This is a genomic window from Acerihabitans arboris, from assembly GCF_010131535.1.
Lineage (GTDB): Bacteria > Pseudomonadota > Gammaproteobacteria > Enterobacterales > Enterobacteriaceae > Acerihabitans > Acerihabitans arboris.
In genome coordinates this window covers 126,385-151,523 of the sequence record NZ_WUBS01000010.1, presented here as the reverse complement: position 1 = coordinate 151,523, position 25,139 = coordinate 126,385, and the positions used below count along the sequence as shown (strand labels likewise).

At 62.5% G+C, this 25,139-nt stretch carries 21 protein-coding genes; 14 read left to right on the top strand and 7 right to left on the bottom strand.

Annotated features, from left to right (window positions below):
- Positions 1-30 precede the first annotated feature (30 nt).
- From GRH90_RS15080 to hypA, 6 genes are read right to left on the bottom strand one after another with little or no spacing between them, the layout of a single operon-like run.
- The gene (locus GRH90_RS15080) at positions 31-2,679 is read right to left on the bottom strand and encodes a carbamoyltransferase HypF (protein WP_246236079.1); all 2,649 of its coding nucleotides are present in this window, start codon (positions 2,677-2,679) and stop codon (positions 31-33) included.
- Between the two features lie 12 nt (positions 2,680-2,691).
- On the bottom strand, positions 2,692-3,705 hold the full coding sequence (gene hypE / locus GRH90_RS15075) for a hydrogenase expression/formation protein HypE (protein WP_162366783.1): 1,014 nt from the start codon (positions 3,703-3,705) through the stop codon (positions 2,692-2,694).
- Positions 3,702-4,817, bottom strand: coding sequence for a hydrogenase formation protein HypD (gene hypD, locus GRH90_RS15070; RefSeq protein WP_162366782.1), 1,116 nt, complete (start codon positions 4,815-4,817; stop codon positions 3,702-3,704). The genes hypE and hypD overlap by 4 nt, the downstream gene beginning before the upstream one ends.
- Entirely contained in the window at positions 4,804-5,097 is a 294-nt protein-coding gene (hypC, locus tag GRH90_RS15065; RefSeq protein ID WP_162366781.1) for a HypC/HybG/HupF family hydrogenase formation chaperone, read from the bottom strand. The genes hypD and hypC overlap by 14 nt, the downstream gene beginning before the upstream one ends.
- Positions 5,088-6,239 (bottom strand): hydrogenase nickel incorporation protein HypB, encoded by a 1,152-nt coding sequence (hypB, locus tag GRH90_RS15060; RefSeq protein ID WP_162366780.1) that lies wholly within the window; start codon positions 6,237-6,239, stop codon positions 5,088-5,090. The genes hypC and hypB overlap by 10 nt, the downstream gene beginning before the upstream one ends.
- Before the next feature lie 39 nt (positions 6,240-6,278).
- Positions 6,279-6,623, bottom strand: coding sequence for a hydrogenase maturation nickel metallochaperone HypA (gene hypA / locus GRH90_RS15055; RefSeq protein ID WP_162366779.1), 345 nt, complete (start codon positions 6,621-6,623; stop codon positions 6,279-6,281).
- A gap of 404 nt (positions 6,624-7,027) precedes the next feature.
- On the opposite strand from hypA, the gene GRH90_RS15050 reads away from it, so the two are divergent.
- The 13 genes from GRH90_RS15050 to fdhF all read left to right on the top strand — a co-directional run bounded on the left by GRH90_RS15050 (position 7,028) and on the right by fdhF (position 21,476).
- Entirely contained in the window at positions 7,028-7,648 is a 621-nt protein-coding gene (locus GRH90_RS15050; protein ID WP_162366778.1) for a 4Fe-4S dicluster domain-containing protein, read from the top strand.
- Between the two features lie 2 nt (positions 7,649-7,650).
- On the top strand, positions 7,651-9,666 hold the full coding sequence (gene hyfB, locus GRH90_RS15045) for a hydrogenase 4 subunit B (protein WP_162366777.1): 2,016 nt from the start codon (positions 7,651-7,653) through the stop codon (positions 9,664-9,666).
- Positions 9,667-9,677: 11 nt separating this feature from the next.
- A complete protein-coding gene (locus tag GRH90_RS15040; protein ID WP_162366776.1) occupies positions 9,678-10,628 on the top strand; it encodes a respiratory chain complex I subunit 1 family protein in 951 nt (316 codons plus the stop codon).
- Positions 10,629-10,646: 18 nt separating this feature from the next.
- Complete coding sequence (locus GRH90_RS15035; protein ID WP_162366775.1) at positions 10,647-12,086, top strand: hydrogenase 4 subunit D; 1,440 nt, start codon at positions 10,647-10,649, stop codon at positions 12,084-12,086.
- An 11-nt stretch (positions 12,087-12,097) separates the two neighbouring features.
- Positions 12,098-12,748 (top strand): hydrogenase 4 membrane subunit, encoded by a 651-nt coding sequence (hyfE, locus tag GRH90_RS15030; protein ID WP_162366774.1) that lies wholly within the window; start codon positions 12,098-12,100, stop codon positions 12,746-12,748.
- A 4-nt stretch (positions 12,749-12,752) separates the two neighbouring features.
- The gene (locus GRH90_RS15025; protein WP_162366773.1) at positions 12,753-14,330 is read left to right on the top strand and encodes a hydrogenase 4 subunit F; all 1,578 of its coding nucleotides are present in this window, start codon (positions 12,753-12,755) and stop codon (positions 14,328-14,330) included.
- A complete protein-coding gene (locus GRH90_RS15020) occupies positions 14,327-16,054 on the top strand; it encodes a hydrogenase large subunit (protein ID WP_162366772.1) in 1,728 nt (575 codons plus the stop codon). The genes GRH90_RS15025 and GRH90_RS15020 overlap by 4 nt, the downstream gene beginning before the upstream one ends.
- Positions 16,055-16,068: 14 nt before the next feature.
- Positions 16,069-16,620, top strand: coding sequence for a hydrogenase 4 subunit H (gene hyfH, locus GRH90_RS15015; RefSeq protein WP_162366771.1), 552 nt, complete (start codon positions 16,069-16,071; stop codon positions 16,618-16,620).
- Positions 16,617-17,399, top strand: coding sequence for an NADH-quinone oxidoreductase subunit B family protein (locus tag GRH90_RS15010; RefSeq protein ID WP_162366770.1), 783 nt, complete (start codon positions 16,617-16,619; stop codon positions 17,397-17,399). Before hyfH ends, GRH90_RS15010 begins: the two co-directional genes overlap by 4 nt.
- Complete coding sequence (locus GRH90_RS15005) at positions 17,392-17,793, top strand: formate hydrogenlyase maturation HycH family protein (RefSeq protein WP_162366769.1); 402 nt, start codon at positions 17,392-17,394, stop codon at positions 17,791-17,793. The genes GRH90_RS15010 and GRH90_RS15005 overlap by 8 nt, the downstream gene beginning before the upstream one ends.
- A 104-nt stretch (positions 17,794-17,897) precedes the next feature.
- A complete protein-coding gene (gene hycI / locus GRH90_RS15000; protein ID WP_162366859.1) occupies positions 17,898-18,341 on the top strand; it encodes a hydrogenase maturation peptidase HycI in 444 nt (147 codons plus the stop codon).
- A 374-nt stretch (positions 18,342-18,715) separates the two neighbouring features.
- Positions 18,716-19,255, top strand: coding sequence for a 4Fe-4S dicluster domain-containing protein (locus tag GRH90_RS14995; RefSeq protein WP_162366768.1), 540 nt, complete (start codon positions 18,716-18,718; stop codon positions 19,253-19,255).
- A 61-nt stretch (positions 19,256-19,316) separates the two neighbouring features.
- The gene (fdhF, locus tag GRH90_RS14990) at positions 19,317-21,476 is read left to right on the top strand and encodes a formate dehydrogenase subunit alpha (protein ID WP_162366767.1); all 2,160 of its coding nucleotides are present in this window, start codon (positions 19,317-19,319) and stop codon (positions 21,474-21,476) included.
- A 371-nt stretch (positions 21,477-21,847) separates the two neighbouring features.
- Here the strand turns inward: fdhF and GRH90_RS14985 are convergent, their stop codons facing one another.
- Positions 21,848-23,851, bottom strand: coding sequence for a sigma 54-interacting transcriptional regulator (locus GRH90_RS14985; protein WP_162366766.1), 2,004 nt, complete (start codon positions 23,849-23,851; stop codon positions 21,848-21,850).
- 418 nt (positions 23,852-24,269) lie between these two features.
- Between GRH90_RS14985 and focA the strand changes: the two genes are divergently transcribed.
- On the top strand, positions 24,270-25,127 hold the full coding sequence (gene focA / locus GRH90_RS14980; protein WP_162366765.1) for a formate transporter FocA: 858 nt from the start codon (positions 24,270-24,272) through the stop codon (positions 25,125-25,127).
- The last annotated feature ends 12 nt before the right edge of the window (positions 25,128-25,139 follow it).

Below are 25,139 nucleotides of genomic sequence, written 5' to 3'. Positions count from 1 at the left end.
GGCAACGCTGAGCCGGTAAGCCGGCGCACGTCATCGCAGCAGGCGCGCGGCGGCGATCAGGGCCTGCCCCAGCGCCAGTCCGCCGTCCCCGGCCGGCAGGCGGGCGGGCGCCAGCACGCGCAGGCCGTGCAATTCCCGCGCCAGCAGTTCGCGGAACAGCCGGTTATGCAGTACGCCGCCGGACAGGACGACGGTATCGAGGCCGTGACGCGCCGCCGCCTGGCGGGCCAACGCGGCAAACCCCCGCGCCAGGGCCAGATGGAAACCATAGGCCCGTTCGGCCGGCCCGGCGCGCCAGGCCAGCCATTGGCGCCAGAAGGTCGCCAGATCCAGCCGGCCATCCAGCAGCGGTATCGACACCGGCAGGGTTACCGCCGGTGTTGCCGCCGACGCGGTAAACACCCTAACTGGCGATGCCTCTGCCGGCGCTATCGTCTCAGTCCCGGGCAAGGCCTCTGCCGGTGCGTCTGGCGGTTTCCACGCCGGCCCGGCGGCACGCCACGCCAGCGCCTCGAGCCGGCAGGCGGCCTCCCCTTCCCAGCTGGTTTCGGCGGCGCACAGCCCAAGCGAGGCGGCTACCGCGTCGAACAACCGGCCGGTGGAGGACGCCGGCGGCGCGTTGATCCCGCGCGCTACCGCCCGGGCCAGCAGTTCGCCCGCGCCCGGTGGGATGACCCCGGCTTCGGGCAGGCTGCGCCAGTCGGGTACAAACGCCAGCCACTGCGCCAGCAGGTTGCGCCAGGGCTGGCTCGACGCCAGATCGCCGCCGGGCAGGGCCACGGCGGGCAGGCCGCCCTGCCATTCGCAGCTGCGGTAATCCACCTTCAGGCACTCTCCGCCCCAGAGGCCGCCGCTCCCAGGGCCGTCGTCCCCGGGGACGACGGCCCCAGGCCAGCCATCCCGCGGCATATCGCCGCCGTTATCGCTTTCCCGGCTGTCCGCCAACGCGCCGGAGTTCCCTGTTTGCCGCTCGCCGCCGTAGCCCAGCCCGTCCAGCGCCAGCCCGATCACCGGTCCGCCGTCGAGCGGCCAGCCGTGTTCGCCCAGGCAGGCCGCCAGATGGGCGTGATGATGCAGAACGGTCTCGCAGGGCAAATGCAGCTCAAGCGCCAGCGCCTCGCCCCAGCGGCGGCTGAGATAGCCGGGATGGGCGTCCACCGCCAGCGCGCCGGGGGTAAAATCCCAGATAGCGTTGAACAGCGCCAGCGCCTGCCGCTGCTGGCAATGGATACCTTCATCCGCCAGATCGCCCAGATGCTGGCTCAGCACCGCCTGCCCGTCGCGCAGCAGGCAGAAGGTATTTTTTAAATCCGCCCCCATGGCCAATATGGCCGGGGCCTGGGCAAAACCGGGCGGCAGCGTGATGGCGTCGGGTACATACCCCCGGGAACGGCGCAGCATCTCAACGCCATTAGCGGTGAGGCGCACCAGGGAATCGTCGGCGCGCTGGACGATATCGCGATCGTGCAACAGCCAGCCGTCCGCAATCGACGCCAAATCCTCCAGCGCCTGCCGGTTGGTGAGCGCCGGCGGGCGGCCGTTAAGATTGCCCGAGGTCATCACCAGCGGCCGCCCCGCGCGCTGCAATAATAAATGTTGCAACGGACTGGCCGGCAGCATCACGCCGATTTCATGCAGCCCGGGCGCAATCCCATCGCACAGCTCCCCACGACGCGTGGCGGTGGGTTCCGCCGCGCAGTCTGATGACATCGGCCAATCGGCCGACGCGCCGGCAACTGGCGCGGTAGGCATCGGGGCTTCCTCGCAGCCGGCACCGTACGCGGCCACCGCCAAATCCGACGGCGCGGCCCCCACCGGCAGCGGCGCCAGCACAATGGGCGCGGCGGGCGAGCGCAACAGCGCCACCAGCGCCGGGTCGTCCCGGCCGAGGCAGCGGCGTAGCCAACCGCTGTCCGGCATCATCACCGCCAGCGGTTTGGACGGCCGGTGTTTGCGCGCGCGCAGCCGCGCCACCGCCGCCCCGTTGGTGGCGTCGCAGGCCAGGTGAAAACCGCCCAGTCCCTTTACCGCCAGGATTTCCCCGTCCAGCAGCCGCCGCGCCGCCTCGGTGATGGCGGCGTCGTTATCGGCCAGACGCCCGCCCAGCCGCTCCGCCAGCCAAACCTGCGGGCCACAGGTGGGACAGGCGTTCGGCTGGGCGTGGAAACGGCGTTCGGCGGGATCCTGATACTCGGCCAGGCAGTCGGGACATTGCGGAAACCTGTCCATGGCGGTATTGGGCCGGTCGTAGGGCATGCGGCGGATCAGGGTAAAACGCGGTCCGCAGTGGGTACAGTTGATGAAGGGATAACGAAAACGGCGGTTGGCGGGATCGTTAAGTTCTGCCAGGCAATCATCGCAGGTGGCCGCGTCCGGCACCACCTGGGTCTTCATCGCGCCGCCGCGGCTGGCGATAATGGTAAAGGACGACGGCGGCCGCGCCCAATGCCAGGGCAGGATTTCGATACCGTCGATGGCCGCAAGCTTAGGGCAGTCCCGGCGCAGTTGCCCGATAAACCGCGCGGCGTCGTGACCCCACAGCCGCACCTCGACGCCGCCGGCGTTATTGCCGACATCGCCGGTAAGGCCCAGGCGATGGGCCACCTGCCAAACCGTCGGCCGGAACCCTACCCCCTGGACCTTGCCGGTGATGCGTATCAGGATGCCGTTGTGCGCCATCATCGCCTCCGCTCAGCAAATCCTCGGCAGCGGTTCATCGTGCGGCAGATCGAGCAAACGGCTGACGCCGTACAGCCCGCGCAGCCGCACCTGTTTATCATTGGTCACCTGGCCGATAACCGCGGCGTCACGCCCCAGCGGATGCCCACGCAGCGCCTGCAGCACGTCCTGCTCCGCGGCCGGATCCACCACCAGCACCAGCTTGCCTTCATTGGCGAAGTTCAGCGGCTCCAGGCCCAGCAGTTCGCACAGGCCGCGCACCGTGGTTTTCACCGGCAGCGCCGACTCACTGACGTCCATGCCGCAGCCGCTGCCGCGGGTGAATTCATGCAGGATGGCGGTGACGCCGCCGCGCGTGGCGTCGCGCAGGGCGCGCACGCCGGCGATAGCGCGCAGGGTGGCGATAAGCGGCGCCAGCACCGCGCAGTCGCTGGCCAGTTCCGCCTCCATGCCGAGATTTTCCCGCAGGTTCAGAATGGTGGCGCCGTGATCCCCCAGCGTGCCGCTGACCAGGATGCTGTCCCCCGCGCGGATGCGGGTCACTCCCCAGTCGATGCCGGCGGGGATGACGCCCAGGCCGGCGGTATTGATAAACAATTTATCCACCGCGCCGCGCGGCACCACCTTGGTATCGCCGGTAACAATCTGGATGCCGGCGCCGCGGGCGGTGGCGGCCATGGACCGGACCACCCGTTCCAGGGTTGCCAGCGGCAACCCTTCCTCGAGGATAAAACCGCAGGAGAGCCAGCGCGGGGTAGCGCCGCTGACCGCCAGATCGTTGGCGGTGCCGCACACCGCCAGCTTGCCAATGTCGCCGCCGGGGAAAAACAGCGGATCCACCACATAGCTGTCGGTGGTAAACGCCAGTTGGTCGCCAAGCAGGGTTAACTCGCTGAGCGCCAGGCGGGCCTGGTCTTCCCCAGTGCTGAGCAGCGGATTATCGAAGGCCTTGATGAATACCCCGCTTATCAGCGCCTGCATGGCGCCGCCGCCGTTGCCGTGCGCCAGCGTAATCTGTTTGTTCATGCCTCACTCCGACGATATTGATACCAGGCGGCGCATGCCCCCTCCGATGAAACCATCAGCGCGCCGAACGCATTTTCCGGCGTGCATACGCCGCCGAACAGCGGGCAGTCCGCCGGTTTGCAGCGCCCGGTCAGCACCGCGCCGCAGCGGGCGCGCGGATCGTCCGCCACCGGCTGCTGCGCCGGGTGGAAACGCTGCTCCGCGTCAAAGCGCATCCAGTCCGGACGCAGGCTGACGCGGGAGTCTTCGATCACCCCCAGGCCGCGCCATTCGCTGGCGCCCTCGGTAATAAACACCTCGTCCATGGCGCGCTGCGCCAGTCCGTTGCCCGCGCCGGGCACCACGCGCCGGTACTGGTTTTCCACCGTGCAGCGCCCGTCGGCGTACTGTTCGATCAGCATCAGCAGCCCCTGCAGGATATCGCCCGGTTCAAAACCGGTGACCACCACCGGCTTATGGCAAACGTCGCTGATGTAGGCAAAGGGCTGTTCGCCAATCACCATGCTGACGTGGCCCGGCGCGATAAACCCGTCGATGCGCACGTCCGGCTGCGCCAGCAGGCTTTTCAGCGTCGGCATCAGGGTAATGTGCTGGCAGAACAGGAAAAAGTTATCCACCCCGTCGGCGCGCGCCTGTTGCAGGGTAACGGCGCTGGCGGGCATGGTGGTCTCGAAACCGATGCCAAAAAACACCACCTGCCGGTCGGGGTTCCGCCGGGCAATCTCCAGCGCGTCAAGCGGCGACCAGACCAAACGCACGTCGGCGCCCCGCCGGCGGGCGGTCAGCAGCGAACCGTTGCGGCCGGGCACGCGCATGGCGTCGCCGAAGGTGCAAAAAATCACCTCGGGACGCGAGGCGATTTCCAGGCAGGCATCGATACGGCCGGCGGGCAGCACGCATACCGGGCACCCCGGCCCGTGGATAAATTCCAGCGACGGCGGCAACAGTTTGTCAAGGCCAAATTTAAAAATGGCGTGGGTATGGCCGCCGCAGACCTCCATGATCTGCAGGGGCCGGTCCGGGGTATAGCCGGTATGCGCCATATGCTCGGTGATGCGGGCGACCAGGCCGCTCACCAGCTCGGGCTGGCGGTATTCGTCAACGAACCGCATCGGTTTCCCCCCCGCGCAGGAACAGGCCCACGTCCGGCTCGACCTCGCCCATGGCCCGGAGGGCATCAAGGGTTTCCCGGGCTTCGCCCTCATCGAGCAGGCTCATGGCGAACCCGACGTGCACCAGGATCCATTGCCCCGGCAGGGCCGCCATGGCGGCATCGTCGGCGCAGACCAGCCGCACGTTCACCCGCCGTTTGACACCGCACACATCGACCCAGGCATTGCCCGGACTCGTCTCGTCCAGCGCCACCACCTGGCCGGGAATGCCTATGCACATGACTGCCGCTCCCCCGCGCCCGGCCCTGCCCGGCTGACCGCCAGCAGATCCGCCAGCCAAGCCAGCCAGGCGTCCATGCCCGAGCCGGCGGTGGCCGACACCATCAGCACCGCAATCGCCGGATTGACCCGGCGGGCATTGGCGATACAGGTATCGACGTCAAACTGGACCCAGGGCAGCAGATCGGTTTTATTCAGGATCATCAAGCCGGCGGCGGCAAACATATGGGGATATTTCAACGGTTTGTCCTCCCCTTCGGTGACCGACAGCACCACCACCTTATGCCGTTCGCCAAGATCAAAACCGGCCGGGCAGACCAGGTTGCCGACGTTTTCGATAAACAGCAGGCTGTTATCCGGCGGCGCCAGCCGATGGACGGCGTCGTGGACCATCTGCGCGTCGAGATGGCAGCCTTTGCCGGTATTGACCTGGATGGCCGGCGCGCCGGTGGCGCGGATGCGTTCGGCGTCATTGGTGGTTTGCTGATCGCCCTCGATCACCGCGCAGCTGACCCGGTCCCGCAAGCGCAGCAGCGTTTCGGTCAGCAGGGTGGTTTTACCCGAGCCGGGGCTGGAAACCAGGTTCAGCGCCAGGATATTCCGCGATTGGAAATGCTCGCGGTTATGGGCCGCCAGGCGGTTATTTTTATCCAGCACGTCAATCTCAATTTCCACCATGCGGCGCTGGCTGAGACCGGGCGCATGGGTGCCCGCCGCGCCCTGGCCGTAGTCGAGATCGCCCTGCGCGCTGGCCTGCGGGTTGAACACCGCCCCGCCGGTGTCGCCATCGCGATATGCCGCTTGGCCGGCGCTATTCCCAGCGCTATGCCACGTACTATCGCCATGATGAACAGCGTGCCCGGCGGCGGCCTGGGGAGGCGGCGCGCTTTGTCCGGGCGCCAGGCTGTAGTAGTGATTGTGCACTTCGCCGTGGTAGTGATGATGATGGATTACCGTCGCGGGCGCGGCAGCGGTCAGGCTGATGCGCCGCGGCGCCGGGACGGCATGGGCGGCGTCATGATGGGGATGATCATGATGGGCATGGCTGTGGTCATGATGATGGTGATCGCGGCGATGATCATGCTGATCATCATCACCTTCGATATGACGTTCGCCTTCGGCACAACCGCAGGTACTGCACATGGCAAGTCTCCTAACATCGGGAATAGGCCCAGTATAACGTTACGCCACTTCCAGTCGTTTGATCTGGATGTGGTCATGGGCATCTGTTTGCAACTGATGTCCGCCGCACAGCGGGCAGACCAGCAGCGGCGCGTGGGGCAGCGTGACCTGCCGCGCGCAGCGGGCGCACCAGGCCAAGGCCGGCTGCTGCTCGAGATGCAGCTCGCATCCCTCGGCCGCCGTGCCGCGGCACACCATGTCAAAGCAGAAATGCAGGGATTCCGCCTCGACGCAGGAAAACGCGCCGATGGCCAGCCACACGCCGGTCACGCGCCGGGCGCCGTTCAGCCGCGCCTGCTGTTCCAGGATCTCCAGCGTGTTCTGCGCCAGTGTTAACTCATGCATTGATAACTCCGCTTGTGACGGCATGGACAATAGCCCGCTACCGGTCAGATGCAAGCGGGATGCCAGGTCTAATTTGCCGGCCAGAATAATTTAAGCATAAAAATCAGCTTGATAAATATGCCTCGATCGCCGATAGCCGCCTCAGGCGGCCGGGAACGGCCCGTCGTCACTTATGACGACGGCGAGGGGGCCTCCGGGGTCGACACTTATGACGATATCCTGCGCCCCTGCGCGCTTTTTGATTCCCCGCCTTTACGCGGACACCCGCAGCGCGCGCCTTGCCGCCCATAACCCTACTGATGGCATGGAATATGCTTTAGACGCGGCACAGTCGCAGGTACCAACGGCGGCATCAATAAAGCATGCAGCCTGACTGCCATCCGTTTCTCCTGGAGGAGAGGGTTATGAACCGCTTTGTTATCGCGGAGCCACAGCTTTGTATTGGATGTAATACCTGTATGGCCGCCTGTACCCAGGTGCATAAGGCCGTCGGGTTGCAGTCGCATCCCAGGCTATCCGTTACGCGTTCCGATGAACACACCGCGCCGGTGCTGTGCCGCCATTGTGAGGACGCGCCCTGCGCCCGCGTCTGCCCGGTTAACGCCATTACCCATGGGCCGGATGCCATCGTCCTCAACGAGAGCCTGTGCATCGGCTGCAAACTGTGCGGGCTGGCCTGCCCGTTCGGCGCCATCACACCCTCGGGCAGCAAGCCGGTGAACGTGCCGGCGCTGTTCGAGAACTTTATCCCCTCGCGGGAACTGGCCGACCTGCCGGAAAGTCCGCAAAACATGAATCCGTTCCTGGCCTGGAACGCCGGCGTCAGGAGCGTGGCGGTGAAATGCGATCTGTGCGCGTTTCATCCCGACGGCCCGCAGTGCGTCCGGGTCTGCCCGACCGACGCGCTGGTGCTGGTGGACGACGGCGCCGTGGAACAGGCCAGCCAACGCAGGCGCAGATATGCGGCGCGCTGGCTGTCGTCCGATCTGGACTTTCTTTCCCCATCCTCACCGGAGCAGGAGTAAACATGGGCGCCTTTCAGTTACTCAGCGGTTCGCTCGGGCTGTACGTTATCGGCGGCATCCTGTCGCTACTGCTCGCGCGCCGGGAAGGGCTGGCGATCTGGGTCGCCGGCCTGGCGGCGATGGCCGGCGGGGTGCTCGGCCTGCTGGCCGCCATCCCGGTATTGCTCAGCGGTGAAACGCTGGCCTATGCCGCCGCCGGTCCCTTTCCCTTTGCCGCCTTCAGCGTGCGCCTCGACGGCCTGGCGGCCTTTATGCTGCTGGTGATTTCGCTGCTGGTCACGGTGTGCGCCCTCTACTCCATCGCCTATGTGCGCGAGTACCAGGGCCGGGGCGCGGCGGCGATGGGCTTCTTTATGAACCTGTTTATCGCCTCGATGGCCGCCCTGGTGGTGATGGACAACGCCTTTTGGTTCATTATTTTCTTCGAAATGATGTCGCTGGCGTCCTGGTTCCTGGTGATTGCCGATCAGGATGACGAATCCATCGACGCCGGGCTGCTGTACTTCTTTATCGCCCACGCCGGTTCGGTGCTGATCATGGTGTCGTTCTTCCTGATGTGGCGCCAGAGCGGCAGCCTGGAGTTTGCGTCGTTCCGCGGGCTTACGCTCTCGCCCTCCGGTGCCTCGGCGGTATTCCTGCTGGCGTTTTTCGGCTTCGGCGCCAAGGCCGGCATGCTGCCCCTGCACGGCTGGCTGCCGCGCGCGCATCCCGCCGCGCCGTCGCACGCCTCGGCGCTGATGTCCGGCGTGATGGTGAAAATCGGCATTTTCGGCATTATCAAGGTCGGCATCGACCTGCTGGGCGCCAGCCAGCTGTGGTGGGGCATCCTGGTGCTGGCCTTCGGCGCGGTGTCCTCGGTGCTCGGGGTGCTGTACGCGCTGGCGGAACACGATATCAAACGGCTGCTGGCGTGGCATACGGTGGAAAACATCGGCATCATCCTGATGGGCGTCGGCGTCGGCATGGCGGGCATTGCCGCCCATCATCCGGTGCTGGCCGCGCTGGGGCTGCTCGGCGCGCTCTACCATCTGCTTAACCACGCGGTGTTCAAGGGACTGCTGTTTCTCGGCGCCGGCGCCGTTATCTGGCGCGTGCATACCCGCGATATGGAAAAGATGGGCGGCCTCGGCCGCCTGATGCCGCTGACCGCAATCGCCTTTCTTATCGGCTGCATGGCCATTTCCGCGCTGCCGCCGCTCAACGGCTTTGTCAGCGAGTGGTACACCTACCAATCCCTGTTCACCATGAGCCATGACGGCGGCTTTATCATGCGCCTGGGCGGCCCGGTGGCGATGGTGATGCTGGCCATCACCGGCGCGCTGGCGGCGATGTGTTTTGTCAAGGTCTACGGCATCAGCTTCTGCGGCGCGGCCAGGAGTGAAAAGGCCGCCCAGGCCCGCGAGGTGCCCTGGCAAATGACCACGGCCATGCTGCTGCTGGCCTTGCTGTGCGTCCTGCTTGGCGCCGGCGCGTCCTGGGTGGCGCCGGTATTGGGCAACGTCGCCGCCGGGCTAAGCCAGGCCCATGATTTTACCGTGGTCCAGGGCGCGCTGCTGGTGCCGCAGCGGGCAGACCAGGCCATGCTGTCTCCGCTGATGATATTTATCCTGCTGCTGGCCCTGCCGCTGATCCCCCTGGTGATTTACCTGCTGCGCAAAGGCGGCCAGCCCGGTTATCGCCGTGGCGGCGAACCCTGGGCCTGCGGTTACGGCTGGGAGCCGCTGATGGCCATGTCGGCCGGCGGTTTTACCCAGCCGCTGCGCGTGATGTTCGCCACCCTATATCGACTCAGGCGCCAGCTTGATCCCGCGCCCCGGCTTAAGCGCGCGCTGGAGTGCGCCACGCAGGGGTCGGGTCGCGTAGAGCCTTTCTGGGATGAGGACATCATTAATCCATTGGTACGTATCATCCAGCGTATGGGAGGGCGGGTCCAGGTCTTGCAGGGCGGGGATTTCCGTATCTACTGCCTGTACGTGGTCGCCGCGCTGGTCATCCTGCTGCTTGTCACCGCCCTCTGAGGAGAGAGACCATGTTGATACAACCGTTGCCGTCGCTGACCATGGGGCTGTTCGCGCTGGTCCAGGCGCTGCTGCTGCTGGCGGTGACGCCGCTGCTGACCGGCCTGTCACGGCAAATCCGCGCCCGCATGCACTCCCGGCGCGGGCCGGGCCTGTGGCAGGATTACCGCGATATCGCCAAGCTGCTAAAGCGCCAGGACGTGGCGCCGGAGCAGGCGGGGCCGGTATTTCGCGCGATGCCTTACGTGCTGCTGGGCAGCATGCTGCTGGTGTCGATGACCCTGCCGGTGTTTACCCAATTCTCGCCGTTTGGCGCGGCGGGGGACCTGATCGCCCTGCTCTACCTGTTCGCGCTGTTCCGGTTCTTCTTTTCACTGGCGGGGCTGGACACCGGCAGCACCTTCGCCGGTATCGGCGCCAGCCGCGAGCTGACGCTGGGCGTACTGGTGGAGCCGACCCTGATTTTGGCGCTGCTGGTGGTGGCGCTGATTACCGGGTCCACCAATATCGGCGCCATCAGCGCCCGGCTTTCCTCCGGCTGGGTCTCCCCCACCGCCACCTTCCTGGCCCTGCTGGCCTGCGGTTTCGCCACCTTTATCGAAATGGGCAAAATCCCGTTCGACGTGGCGGAAGCGGAGCAGGAGCTGCAGGAGGGGCCGCTGACCGAGTACGGCGGTTCCGGCCTGGCGCTGGTGAAATGGGGCATCGGCCTGAAACAGGTGGTGATGGCCGAACTGTTCCTGGCGGTGTTTATTCCCTTCGGCAAGGTCACGGGACTGACCGCGCCGTCGCTGCTCTGGGCGCTGGTAGCCACGATCGTCAAGCTGGTGGTGGTATTTACCCTCGCCTCCCTGTTGGAAAACAGCCTGGCGCGCGGGCGCTTTTTATTGATCCCGCGCGTGACCTGGCTGGGATTCGGCGTCGCCGCGCTGTCCTTTGTTTTTTACCTCACCGGACTTTAAGGAGCCAGGAAATTCATTATGGAGAATATAGCCCTTGCGACTGTTCTGGTCCCGTTTGTCGGCGCGCTGCTGACCGCCTGCCTGCCCCAACGCATGGCGAAATGGCTTTGCACTTTTTTCGCGCTCTTGGCAACCATCGGCACGCTACTGTTGGCTCAGGCGTTTTTCAGCGGTGGCAAAGCCGATGCCACCTACACCCTGCTGGCCTACGGCGACGCGGCGCTGATTGGCATCACCGTCGATCGCATCAGCACGCTGATCGCCTTTGCGGTGGTGTTCCTCGGGCTGCTGGTCAGCCTCTATTCCACCGGTTACCTTACCACCGGCAACCGGGAACACCCTCATGAGGGCACCAATCGTTATTACGCCTTCCTGCTGGTGTTTATCGGCGCCATGGCGGGATTGGTGCTGTCGTCAACCCTGCTCGGCCAATTGCTGTTTTTTGAAATCACCGGCGGCTGCTCCTGGGGATTGATTGGGTACTACCAAACGCCAAAGGCCCAACGTTCCGCCATGAAAGCATTGCTGATCACCCATCTGGCGGCGGTCGGCCTCTACCTGGCGGCGGCCACGTTGTTCCTCAACACCGGCACCTTCGCGCTCAGCGCGCTGGGCCAGGTAAAGGGCGCCGCCGCGCTGGTGGTGTTCGGCGGCATCCTGTTCGCCGCCTGGGGCAAGTCCGCCCAGCTGCCGCTGCAGGCCTGGCTGCCGGACGCCATGGAGGCGCCGACTCCGGTCAGCGCCTATCTGCATGCCGCGTCCATGGTCAAGGTCGGCGTGTATATCTTTGCCCGCGCCATTTTATCCGCCGGCGACGTGCCGCATATCATCGGCTGGGTCGGCATGATCATGGCGGTGGTTACCATGATCTACGGTTTCATGATGTACCTGCCGCAAAAGGATATGAAGCGGCTGCTGGCCTGGTCCACCATTACCCAGCTGGCCTATATCTTTTTTGCGCTGTCGCTGGCGATTTTCGGGTCGAAGGAAGCCTTTAACGGCGCCATTGCCTACATTTTCAACCATGCCTTCGCCAAAAGCCTGTTTTTCCTGGTGGCCGGCGCGCTCAGCTACAGCTGCGGCACGCGCATGCTGCCGCGCCTGCGCGGCGTGCTGGGCAAGATGCCGCTGGTGGGCATCGGCTTTTGCGTGGCGGCGCTGGCTATTACCGGCGTACCGCCGTTCAACGGTTTCTTCAGCAAGTTCCCGATTTTCGCCGCCGGTTTCGCCTTGTCGCGCCAGTACTGGGTACTGACGCCGCTGATGATCCTGGTGTTAATTGAATCCGTCGCCAGCTTCGTCTGGTTAATGTATTGGTTCGGGCGGGTGGTTCCCGGCAAGCCCAGCGACGAGGTGGCGCGGGCCGCTCCCGTGCCGCCGGCCATGAGCGCGGTGCTTGCCGTACTGGTGGTGATGTCGCTGTGCTCCAGCTTTATTGCCGTCGCCTGGCTTGGATAAGGAACAAGACTATGACCGGATCTCTTATTGTCAATAACCTCGCGGGCCTGATGATGCTCACCTCGCTATTGGTCATCGGCGCCAAACGCCCCGTTGTCTCCTGCTGTTGGTATGCCCTGCAATCGCTGGTGCTGGTGCTGATTTTTTTCACCCTGGCGGAGACCTTGCAGGCCCACCAGTTGATGCTGTGGTCCCTGAGCGCCTTGATTACCAAAGTGGTGCTGGTGCCGCTGATCATGGCCCGGGCCTTTAGCAAATTGTCGGATCCCGGCGCGGACGGCGGCATTATCAGCCCGACCATGCTGATGCTGGCGGCGGCCGTCATCGTGCTGCTGTGCTGGTTTGTCGTCGCTCCGGTAAACCTGCCGATGGTGGCCGCGCTGAAACCGGCGCTGGCGGTATCGCTGGGCCACTTCCTGCTTGGGCTGCTGTGCATCGTCACCCAACGCAATATCCTCAAGCAGGTTTTCGGTTATTGCCTGATGGAAAACGGCTCGCACCTGACCCTGGCGCTCCTGGCCAACCGGGCGCCGGAGCTGGTGGAAATTGGTATTGCCACCGACGCTATCTTCGCCGTGCTGATCATGGCGTTCATGGCACGCAAAATCTACCGCACGCTCAACACGCTCAACGTCAATCAACTGACGGCGCTGAAGGGGTAATGAGATGAGCAATACCGCTGTTCTATTGTTATTACTGGTCACGCCGCTGCTGATATCGCTGCTGGCGTTTGCCTGCCGGTTCGCCGGCGGCGCGGCGCGGGGCCTGGTTACCGCCCTGCACGCCCTGGGAATAACCGCGCTGCTGGTGGAAGCGCTGTGGGTGGTAAGCCGGGTCATGACGCAGGGGGAACTGCTGGCGGCGCACCGTTGGCTGTATATTGACAGCCTGGGCGCATTATTCCTGACCATCCTCGGCGTTATCGGGTTTATTACCGGGCTGTACTCCATGGGCTACATGCGCCATGAAGTCGACACTGGTGAAATCTCCGTGACGACGCTATGCCATTACTACGGTTTTTTTCATCTGTTTTTATTCACCATGCTGCTGGTGGCCAGCAGTAATAACCTGATCCTGATGTGGGCGGCGGTGGAAGCCACCACCCTGAGCTCGGCGTTTCTGGTAGGCCTTTACGGCCAGCGTTCCTCGCTGGAGGCGGCCTGGAAATACATCATTATCTGTACCGTCGGCGTCGCTTTCGGCCTGTACGGCACCATCCTGGTCTACGCCAATGCCGCCAGCGTCATGCCCGACCCGGGCCAGGCGATTTTCTGGACCGAGGTGCTACAGCACACCAGCCTGCTTGACCCGACGCTGATGCACCTGGCCTTTGTGTTCGTGCTGATAGGCTTCGGCACCAAAACCGGCCTGTTCCCGATGCACGCCTGGCTGCCGGACGCGCACAGCGAGGCGCCCAGCCCCACCAGCGCCCTGCTGTCGGCGGTGCTGCTCAACTGTGCCCTGTTGGTTATCCTACGCTATTACATTCTTATCAGCGCCGCCATCGGCCCCGTGTTCCCCAGCCGCTTATTGATGGTATTCGGCATGCTGTCGGTGGCGGTGGCGGCGTTTTTCATCCTGGTGCAGCGCGATATTAAACGTTTGCTGGCCTATTCCAGCGTGGAAAACATGGGGCTTATCGTGGTGGCGCTTGGTATCGGCGGTCCCCTGGGCGTGCTGGCGGCGCTGCTGCATACCCTTAACCACAGCCTGACAAAAACCTTGTTATTCTGCGGGTCCGGGAATGTTTTGCTGAAATACGGCACCCGCGATATGGGCGCGGTAAAAGGCATGCTGCGCGTCGCGCCCCTCACCGCGGTCATGATGGCGGCGGGCGCGCTGGCGCTGGGCGGCATGCCGCCGTTTAATATTTTCCTGAGCGAATTCATGACGGTGACCGCCGGCCTGGCGGGCGGCCATCTTCTGCTTACCGTGCTGCTGTTGCTACTGCTGACCCTGGTGCTCGGCGGGCTGGTGCGCATGATTGCCATGACGGCGTTCGGCGATCGGCCCGCCGCGATCGCTAAAGGCGAACTGGGCTGGCTGACCACGCTGCCGATGGCCGTGCTGCTGGTGCTGATGCTGATCATGGGTACCTATATCCCCCGGCCGGTCATCGGGCTGTTGGAAAACGCCGCCACCGTCGTGCTCAACCGCGACGTGGCATCGTTCAGCTGGCCCTGGGCCGCGCTGACTACCGGGACGGCAACTCCCCTTCATTCCCCGTCAGGAGAAGTTAAGTGACTGATATCATTTCCGACACTCTTTCCGAAAAAAAAAGCGGCCTCGGCTACCTGGCGCAGGTAAATGAAAAATTCCCCTCGGCGGTCCTGGCGCACGAATGGCAAACGGCCAACCAGCTAACCATTACGGTTAAAGTCAACGCCCTGCCGGAGGTGGTGGAGTTTCTCTATTACAACCAGGGCGGGTGGCTGTCGGTGCTGTTCGGCAACGACGAGCGCACCCTGTGCGGCGATTACGCGGTCTATTACGTACTGTCGATGGAACAGGGCGAGAAGTGCTGGGTGATCGTCAAGGCGCTGGTGAGCGCCCTCACCCTGGAATTTCCGTCGGTAACGCCGCGCGTGCCGGCGGCGGTGTGGGGCGAGCGCGAAATCCGCGATATGTACGGCCTGATCCCGGTGGGCCTGCCGGACGAGCGCCGCCTGGTGCTGCCCGACGACTGGCCGGAAGATCTTTATCCGCTGCGCAAGGACAGCATGGACTATCGCCAGCGCCCGACGCCGACCTCGGAAACCGAAACCTATCCCTTCGAGAACGCCGCCGCCGGCGAGACCCGCGTGGTGCCCATCGGCCCGCTGCATATCACCTCCGACGAACCGGGCCACTTCCGCCTGTTCGTCGACGGCGAGCAGATTGTCGACGCCGATTACCGGCTGTTCTATGTCCATCGCGGCATGGAAAAGCTGGCGGAAACCCGGATGGGTTATAACGAGGTCACCTTCCTGTCGGATCGGGTGTGCGGCATCTGCGGCTTTACCCACAGCGTGGCCTATACCAACTCGGTGGAAAACGCGCTGGGCATCGTGGTGCCGCCGCGCGCCCACGCCATCCGCAGCATCCTGCTGGAAGTGGAGCGCCTGCACAGCCACCTGCTGAATATCGGCCTGTCCAGCCACTTTGTCGGCTTCGACACCGGTTTTATGCAGTTCTTCCGCGTGCGCGAAAAAGCCATGACCATGGCGGAGCTGCTGACCGGCGCCCGCAAAACCTACGGCATGAACCTGATCGGCGGCATCCGGCGCGATATCCTCAAGGAGCAGCGGATTAAGACACTGTTATTGGTGGCCGAAATGCGCGCCGACTTCGTCCAGTTGGTCGATATGCTGCTCAGCACGCCGAACATGGCGCAACGCACCCAGGGCATCGGCCGGCTGGACCCGAAAATCGCCCGCGATTTCAGCCCGGTGGGGCCGATGATCCGCGCCAGCGGCTTTAAGCGTGACCTGCGTTTCGATCATCCCTACGCCAACTACGCCAACCTGCCGAAAAACCTGTTTACCCTGGACGGCTGCGATGTGTATTCCCGGATAATGGTCCGGGTTAAAGAGGTGCTGGATTCAATGGCGATGATCGAGTACGGGCTGGATAACCTGCCCGGCGGTCCGCTGCTTACCGAAGGTTTCACCTACCAGCCGCATAAGTTCGCGCTCGGCTTTTCCGAGGCGCCGCGCGGCGAGGATGTGCACTGGAGCATGCTCGGCGACAACCAGAAGCTGTTCCGCTGGCGCTGCCGGGCCGCCACCTATGCCAACTGGCCGGTGCTGCGTTATATGCTGCGCGGCAACAATATCTCCGACGCGCCGCTGATCATCGGTAGTCTTGATCCCTGCTACTCCTGCACCGATCGCGTAACGCTGGTGGATATCAACAAGCGCAAGGCGAAAACCGTGCCTTATCAGGAGCTGGAACGCTATGGCATTGAACGCGCCCATTCGCCGCTTTAGTAGAGGGTTGAACCATGTTCAAACTGTTTAAAACCATCCTGAAAGCCGGCGAGCCAACGGTAAAATATCCGTTTAAACCGCTGGCGGTCGCACCGGGATTCCGCGGCAAGCCGAAGTACGACGCCGCGCAGTGCATCGCCTGCGCCGCCTGTACCAGCGTCTGCCCGGCCAACGCCCTGACCATGGAAACCGATCTGGCCTCGGGCGAGCGACGCTGGCAGCTGTTTCTCGGCCGCTGTATTTTCTGCGGCCGCTGCGAGGAGGTGTGCCCGACCCGCGCCATCTGGCTGTCGGAAGAGTTTGAAATGGCGGTGACGCAAAAAGCGGATTTGTATGTCAACGCCACCTTTAGCCTGCAGGAATGCCGGGTGTGCCATCAGCCGTTTACCGCCAGGAAATCCGTCGATTACACCCTGGCGCTGCTGGCGCATTCCGGCCTGGACGTCGGAACGGTGGAAGCGCTGCGCCCGCAGTTTGAAACCTGTCCGGGCTGTAAGCGCCACCAGAACCTGCACAGCAATCGCGACCTGCGCCTGTCGCGCGACACGGGGAGAGAGAACCAATGAGCCGGCAGGACATTCCGCTGCAACACCATGTCAGCATCCCCGTGGTCCCCGACCCGCAGACCCTGGCGTTAAAAAAGACGCTGCTGAAGGATATCAAGCGTTCGGCCTATGTCTACCGCGTGGACTGCGGCGGCTGCAACGGCTGTGAAATCGAGATTTTCGCCGCCATTACCCCGCTGTTCGACGCCGAACGCTTCGGTATCAAGGTGGTGGCCTCGCCGCGCCACGCGGATATCCTGCTGTTTACCGGCGCGGTCACCCGGGCGATGCGGGTGCCGGCGCTGCGCGCCTATGCCGCGGCGCCGGACCCGAAAATCTGCATTTCGTACGGCGCCTGCGGCTGCGGCGGCGGTATTTTCCACGATCTGTACTGCGTCTGGAGCGGCAGCGAAAGCATCGTGCCCATCGATGTGTGGATCCCCGGCTGCCCACCCACCCCCGCCGCCACAATCTATGGCTTTGCGGTGGCGCTCGGCCTGCTGGACCAAAAGCTGAAGGGCGAATCGCACCTGGAGCTGCCGGACGAAAAGGCGGCGCTGCTGCTGCCGGACGTGCCGCTGCATACCCGGGTGCTGGTCGAGCGCGCCGCGCGCCGCATGGCGGGCTATCGCGCGGGACGGGAAATCAGCGACACCCTGCTGTCGTTACTGCCCGGCGCCACGCCGGCGGTATTGGCGCAGCGGGTAGATGACTGGCTGCGGCGCGCGGACGATCCGCGTTTGCAGGATATCGTTGCGCAGCTGATGCTGACCCTGGACAGCGAGGCCCATCATGGCTGACGTCTATTTCTGGTCGCTGCGCCAGAAGTTCCTGGACAGCGACGACGATATGCCCGCCCAGGCCAAACAGGTGATGTATTACTCCCTGGCCATCGGCCATCACGTGGGGGTGATCGATTGCCTGAACAAGGAATTCAGCTGCCCGCTGGAACAGTACCAACAGTGGATCGCCCTGCTGCCAGAGGGGGAAGCGCGGCGCAAGATGCACGGCCTGCTGACCTTTGGCGAGATCGTTATCGACAGCACCCATACCGATCTGCTGGCCAACGCCCTGGCGCCGCTGCGCGAACACCAGCCGGAGCCGTTCAGTACATGGAGCGCCCGGCTTATCGGACTGCTGGCCGAAATTACCCATGAACCGGCTATATACCTGATTGTACGGAGAGTGTTATGACCGTTGACGACAACGCTGACGGCAGGATCGGCAATGCGGCGCCGCCCCCCCGCGCAAACGCTGATGACCGGGCCGACAACGTGGTATTGGCCGTTGGCAACAGCATGATGGGCGACGATGGCGCCGGGCCCCTGCTGGCGGACCTGATGACCCGCGCGCCCGTGGCCGGCTGGACGGTGGTCAACGGCGGATCCGCGCCGGAAAACGTGGTCCACCGGGTACGCGCCCTGCGCCCCAAACGCGTGGTGGTGGTGGACGCCGCCGACATGTCGCTTAAACCCGGAGAGCTGCGGCTGGTGGATCCCGCCATCATCGCCGATATGTTTATCATGAGCACCCATAATCTTCCGCTGAGCTTTGTGATCGATCAATTAAAGGAAGACGTGAAAGAGGTATTGTTTATTGGTATCCAGCCCGATGTGGTGGCGTTTTATTTTCCCATGACCGCGCCGGTGAAAGCGGCCGTCGATACCCTGTACGCACAATTGGCGGACTGGCGGGGCGACGGTGTTTTTACCCGGCTGGCACCCTCGGAAGAAGATGCCTGAGGACCTCGTCCTGTATGGCACGGTCATAGGGGTTACCGATCTGACCGGTCTATACACAGGCCTTTGCCCGCGTTTTTTGCACCGTGGCGCGCCTGGGCGCCGGCCTATATTGCCTTCGGTGGACGATATCGACACCACTCCCGGTCGACACTTTTGTCGAACCGTTCGCCAGCGGATCTGACGATATGGGCGCCGGCGGACATATCATATTGCATCAGAGGTGGACCGGAACATTTAATTCGTTATTTTTCAACGCATTAAAATAATAGCACGGCGCGTGCAAACTGGCATAAACCATGCTTTATATAGGGATATTATCTCGCCCATCCCACCGGGCCGAGAACCATGACCGATGGAACCGCGAGGAGAAATGAATGAACCGGTTCGTAATAGCCGATCCACAAAAATGTATTGGCTGCTTCACTTGTGAGGTCGCCTGCGTTATGGCGCACAACGGCAACCGCCCCGGCGCGCTGAATCACGAGAATTTTTTGCCGCGGCTTAAAGTGGTGAAAGAGTGGAATATCAGCACCCCGGTGCTGTGCCGTCAGTGCGAGGACGCCCCGTGCGCCAATGCCTGCCCGAACGGCGCCATTATCCACGCGGAGGATTCTATCCAGGTATTGCAGGAAAAATGCATCGGCTGCAAGACCTGCGCCGTCGCCTGCCCCTACGGTGCCATGGACATCGTCACGCGGCATGTGCATGACGAGCGTTATCCGTTGTCCGGGTTAAGCCTCAAGGCGGAAGCGCAGAAATGCGATCTGTGCGCGGGCCGCGCCGAGGGCCAGGCCTGCGTGAATGTGTGTCCCACCGACGCGCTGGTGTTGATGACCCATGAAACCGTCGAAATGATGAAACTGAAAAAACGGCAGCGGGCCGCGTTGGAAGGCTTCGGCGCCGTCCTGTCATGACCGCTTCTTTTATTAATCCTTGGATGATAGGTAAAAATTCCTCCACAAGGGGTATGGCATAATGCATAAAGCACTCACCGTATGTCCGTACTGCGGCTCCGGCTGCAAGATCAACCTGCTGGTTGAAAACGGTAATGTTGTCGGCGCGGAAGCGGCGGACGGCGTTACCAATCAGGGTCAGCTGTGCCTTAAGGGGTATTACGGCTGGGACTTCCTCAACGACACCCGCCTGCTGACCCCCCGGCTGCGCAGTCCGATGATCCGCCGCGAAAAAGGCGGCAGCCTGGAAGAAGTGTCCTGGGACGAGGCGATCGAATATACCAGTTCCCGCCTGCGCGATATCAAGCAGCAGTATGGCGCCAAGGCCATTATGCAAACCGGTTCGTCGCGCGGCACCGGCAATGAAACCAACTATGTCATGCAAAAATTCGCCCGCGCGGTCATCGGCAATAATAACGTCGACTGCTGCGCCCGCGTCTGCCATGGCCCGTCGGTTTCCGGCCTGCAGGTAACGCTGGGCAACGGCGCCATGAGCAACTCCATTTGCGAAATTGAGGATACCAAGTGCCTGCTGGTGTTCGGCTATAACGCGGCCGACTCGCACCCTATCGTGGCGCGGCGCATCCTGAAGGCTAAACAGAAAGGCGCCAAGGTCATCGTCTGCGATCCAAGACGTATCGAGACCGCGCGCCTGGCCGACCTGTGGCTGCCGCTGAAAAACGGCTCCAATATGGCGCTGGTGAACGCGTTCGCCCACGTGCTGATTGAAGAAGGGCTGTATGACGCCGACTATGTGGCGCGCCATACCGAAGGGTTTGAGGAATACCGCGCCATCGTCGCCAAATATACGCCGGAATACGCCGAGGAAATCACCGGCCTGCCGGCGCAGCAGATCCGTGAAGCCATGCGCATGTACGCCGCCGCGCCCACCGCCACCATTTTATGGGGCATGGGCGTGACCCAATGGGGCCAGGCGGTGGATGTGGTGAAAGGGCTTTCCGGCCTGGCGCTGCTGACCGGCAATCTGGGCAAACCTAACGTCGGCGTCGGGCCGGTGCGCGGGCAGAACAATGTGCAGGGCGCCTGCGATATGGGCGCGCTGCCGAATATGTTCCCCGGCTATCAGCCGGTTGCCGATCCGGCGGCACGGGAAAAATTCGCCCGCGCCTGGGGCGTGGAGTCGCTGGACCCGGAACCCGGTTTTACCCTGACCGACGTGCCGCATAAGATCCTGAGCGGCGAAATCCACGCCAACTATGTGATGGGCGAGGATCCGCTGCAGACCGAGCCGGATCTGTCGGTGATGCGTCAGGCGTTTAAACAGCTGGACCTGCTGATCGTGCAGGATATCTTTATGACCAAGACGGCGTCGGAAGCCGACGTTATCCTGCCCGCCACCTCATGGGGCGAGCATGAAGGGGTCTATACCGCGGCGGATCGCGGTTTCCAGCATTTTGAAAAGGCCATCGAACCGAAGTTTAACGTCAAGCCTGACTGGGAAATCATCAGCCTGCTGGCCACCGCCCTCGGTTATCCGATGTACTACAACAATACCAAGGAAATCTGGGACGAGCTGCGCGGCCTGTGCCCGCTGTATGCCGGCGCCACCTACGAGAAGCTGGCCGGTTTCGGTTATATTCCCTGGCCGTGCACCGAAGAAAGCAGCCCTGGCACGCCGTGGCTGTATGCCGGCAATAAATTTGACCGCCCGAACGGCAAAGGCCTGCTGTTTGCCGCCGAATGGCGCGCGCCGATGGATCTGGTGGACGGCGATTTTCCGCTGGTGTTGTGTACCGTGCGTGAAGTGGGGCATTATTCGTGCCGTTCGATGACCGGCAACTGTACCGCGCTGGCCACCCTGGCCGACGAACCGGGTTATGTGCAGATCAATCCCAAGGACGCCGAATTGCTGGGCATTCGCGATCAGCAACTGGTGTGGGTGACCTCGCGCCGGGGCAAGGTGATCACTCGGGCGTCGGTGAGCGAGCGCATCAACCTGGGCGCGGTGTATATGACCTATCAGTGGTGGATTGGCGCCTGCAACGAGCTGACCATCGATCATCTGGATCCGATCTCCAAAACGCCGGAATATAAGTATTGCGCGGTTAAACTGGAGGCCATCACCGATCAGCGCTGGGCGGAAAGTTATGTACAGACCGAATATAGCCAACTGAAGGCGCGGCTGAGAAACGCGGTGGATGACGCGATTACGCCTGCCTGATGGCTGTTGGCGACGGTTTCGCCTGCCGGCGGGTTTGTTGTTACGTCGGCGAACGTTTCGCCTGCCGGCGGGTTTGATGTTACATCGGCGAACGTTTCGCCTGCCATAGGTTAGTGGCTTAAATAATTTGCCTGCGCCAGGCAAATCATATTCAAGCCCAGCTTAAAGCAAGCGAAAACTTCACCAGAACAACATAAAACTTACCAGCAGGCGAAAACTTCACCAGACCAAGCTAAAACATGCAGCAGGCAAAATCCCTCGCCGGAGTGACATGAAACTTTCCAGATGGCGTTAAGCGGGTTTGCTGTGCTATCCGGTGGCGGCACACCTGTTTTCAGCATCCGGGCGCAGGGGGACGGCAACTCGTGAGGTTACCATTCCTGGGGCGAAATCCCTAGGCGCTGCATGCGCGACAACAGCGTGGTGCGCTTGACGCCCAGCTTCATCGCCGCGCCGCGCGGTCCCGCCACGATACCGTTGGCTTCGCGCAGCGCATGGATAATCCGCTTCCGTTCCGCCTCGTCGTTTTCCGGCGGGGCGGCATTCGGCTTTTTACTGGGCGGCGCAGTCGGCCTGGGAACCTCAGGCGCCGGCGAGGCGTGCTGCAGCTCGTCAAGACGCAGGTTCAGCGTGGTGCCACGCGTCAATATCACCGCCCGCTCAATCACATTTTCCAGTTCACGCACATTGCCCGGCCAGGGAAATTCGCTGAGCTGGCGCAGGCTGTCGCCGGGGATGCTGTCGATGGCGCGGTTCATGCGCCGGGCGATTTTCTGGGTGAAAAACTTGGCCAACAGGGGAATATCCTCCGGCCGGTCGCGCAGCGGAGGTATGGTGATCGGAAAGACATTCAGCCGATAGTACAGATCGCTACGGTACTCGCGATCCGCCACCATATGCTTCAGGTCGCGGTTGGTGGCGGCGATCAGCCGCACGTTTACCGGGATCACTTTGCTGCCGCCGAGCCGCTCGATTTCACGTTCCTGCAATACCCGCAACAGCTTGGGCTGCAGTTCCAGCGGCATATCCCCTACCTCATCGAGGAACAGCGTCCCCCCCTCCGCCAGTTCAAAACGTCCCTGCCGGGTGGTGGTGGCGCCGGTAAAGGCGCCCTTCTCATGGCCGAACAGATCGCTTTCCAGCAGGCCGGAGGGCACGGCGGCGCAGTTCATTTTAACCATGCGCTTGCCGCTGCGCGCGCTGTGGTTATGGATGGCGCGGGCAATCAGCTCCTTGCCGGTGCCGGTTTCACCTAAAATCAGCACCGTGCTGTCGCTGTCCGCCACCATTTCCACCTGCTCAAGCAGCGCGCTCATCGCCGCGCTTTGCCAGATGATTTCGCCAAAGCTGCCGCTGTTGTGCATCTGCTCGTTCAGCCAGATGTTTTCATGTTCCAGGTTATCTTTTAACCGGGAAATTTCGTCGTAAGAACGGGCGTTGTCCACCGCGATGGCGATACGGGCGCTGACCTGGCTAAGCAAGCGCAGGTTGTCCTCGCTAAAGGTCTCGCTGCTGCACAGCGCCAGTTTCAGGATGCCTAGCGGCTTGCGCCCGAACACCAGCGGCAGCAGGCACAAGGTATGCAGCCCGTCGTCCAGCATGGCCGCCAGGTGGGGATCATCGTCGCCAAGCTGCGGCGCGTCGCGCAGATTCACCAATAGCGGCCGGCACTCCGCCAGCACCCGCGCCGCCAGACAACTGCCCGCCATCGGCACGCGCTTTTGCTCGCGGCGCATCGGTTTACCCGGCGTATAGCGGGTCAGGTAGACGTTCAGCCGGGCGTTTTCGCCGCTGCCTTCGCACAGCGCCAGGCTGATATAGTCGATGCCGAAAAAACGGTGTATCTCCTTCGACACTTCCGCGGCCAGCGCATCCATATCCAGGCAGGCGAGCACCGAATTGGTCACATCCACCAGGATGCGGTGATGGTCGCGCTCATGGCGCAACTGGTCGTTTTCCTGGCGCAGGGTCTCATGGACGCCGAGGTTTTCCAGCGCCAGCGCCAGCAGCTGCGCCAGGCGGCGCAAGAAGGCCCGTTCATCCTGGCTGTAGTGATAACCGTCGGTGCGGGTAAAGATTACCTCGCCAAAGTGGCGGCGGGGGGAAATAACCGGCAGCACGCACCGGCTGTGGTGTTCCGGCAGCTCATCGCTGCGTTCGGGCGGCGGCGCTTCACGCGGGCCGTCCTTATCGCAGCTCAGGTGCCCGCGCGGCAGCGAGAGCAATAGGTCAACGAACTGGCAGGGAACCGGCAACGGCAGCAGCGCGGACAATAGGGAAGCGGCGTCCCGCTGGAAGAATAACTGCTGCGAGATATGGATAATTGCATCCTGCCATAGTCCGCTATTTTCAGTATCATTTGACGTTTTTAGCATCAGGATTGCTTCGCAGTCTTCACATTAATTCCTTCAATGCATTTTAAAGGAGAATGGGAGGGAAAAATATTCGCGCGGGTCATTAATTTGATCTGATGCGGCATTTCATTATGTAACCATTTAGCGGATGTGGTGCCTGGCCGGAAAATCGACAATTCGTTATATATATAATTATATTACGTATTATAAAAATATTTCCGTGGTTATATTGCTGTCGCGATGAAAATAATTCTCTTTTACATTTTACCTTGCCGCACAATACCCTAGGTTTACCCTATCAGCGTCTCGGGGACCTTATCATTTATCAACTCTGGTATGGGAAATGCATTAATTATTCCGAGTAAACCTTGTTGTCCCTACAAAAAACTACCAAGCCGTAAATAACAAGCAGTTATTGCGAAAATAACCGGGAGTCAGTATGAATAGTGAAAATTATTTCGATTTGCGCCTTCCTGCGGAAATGGCCAAGATGGCCGAGCAGGCCGGCGTGTATAAAACCATGAAAAAACCGGAGATGACCTTTTTCCTGGCCATGACCGCCGGCATGTTCATCTCCATTGCCTTTGCTTTTTATATCACCGTGACCGCCGGCCCCGGCCCCGCCGGCGGCCTGACCAAACTGGTGGGCGGCCTGTGCTTTTCGCTCGGCCTGATCCTGGTGGTGGTGTGCGGCGCCGATCTGTTTACCTCGACGGTGCTGACGGTGGTGGCCAAGGCCAGCGGCAAGATCACCTGGCGGCAACTCACCCTAAACTGGGTTAACGTCTATTTCGGCAACCTGGCCGGGGCGCTGTTTTTCGTGGCGCTGATCTGGTTCGCCGGCCAGTATATGGCGGGCAGCGGCGGCTGGGGGCTAAACGTGCTGCAAACCGCCGATCATAAGATGCATCATACCTTTATCGAGGCGGTCTGCCTGGGGATCCTGGCCAACCTGATGGTGTGCCTGGCGGTGTGGCTAAGTTATTCCGGCCATTCGCTCAGCGATAAAATCTTCGCCATGCTGCTGCCCATCGGCATGTTTGTCGCCAGCGGCTTTGAGCATAGCATCGCCAATATGTTTCTGATCCCGCTGGCGATTCTTATCCGCGACTTTGCCCCGCCCGACTTCTGGCTGGCCGTCCACGCCACGCCCGATCGGTTCGCTTCGCTGACGGTGGGTAACTTTATTGTGGATAATCTGATACCGGTGACCATCGGCAATATCATCGGCGGCGGCCTGCTGGTGGGATTGACCTATTGGGTGATTTACCTGCGACCGGGCGATACGCGCCACTGAGGGCAGCGCAAA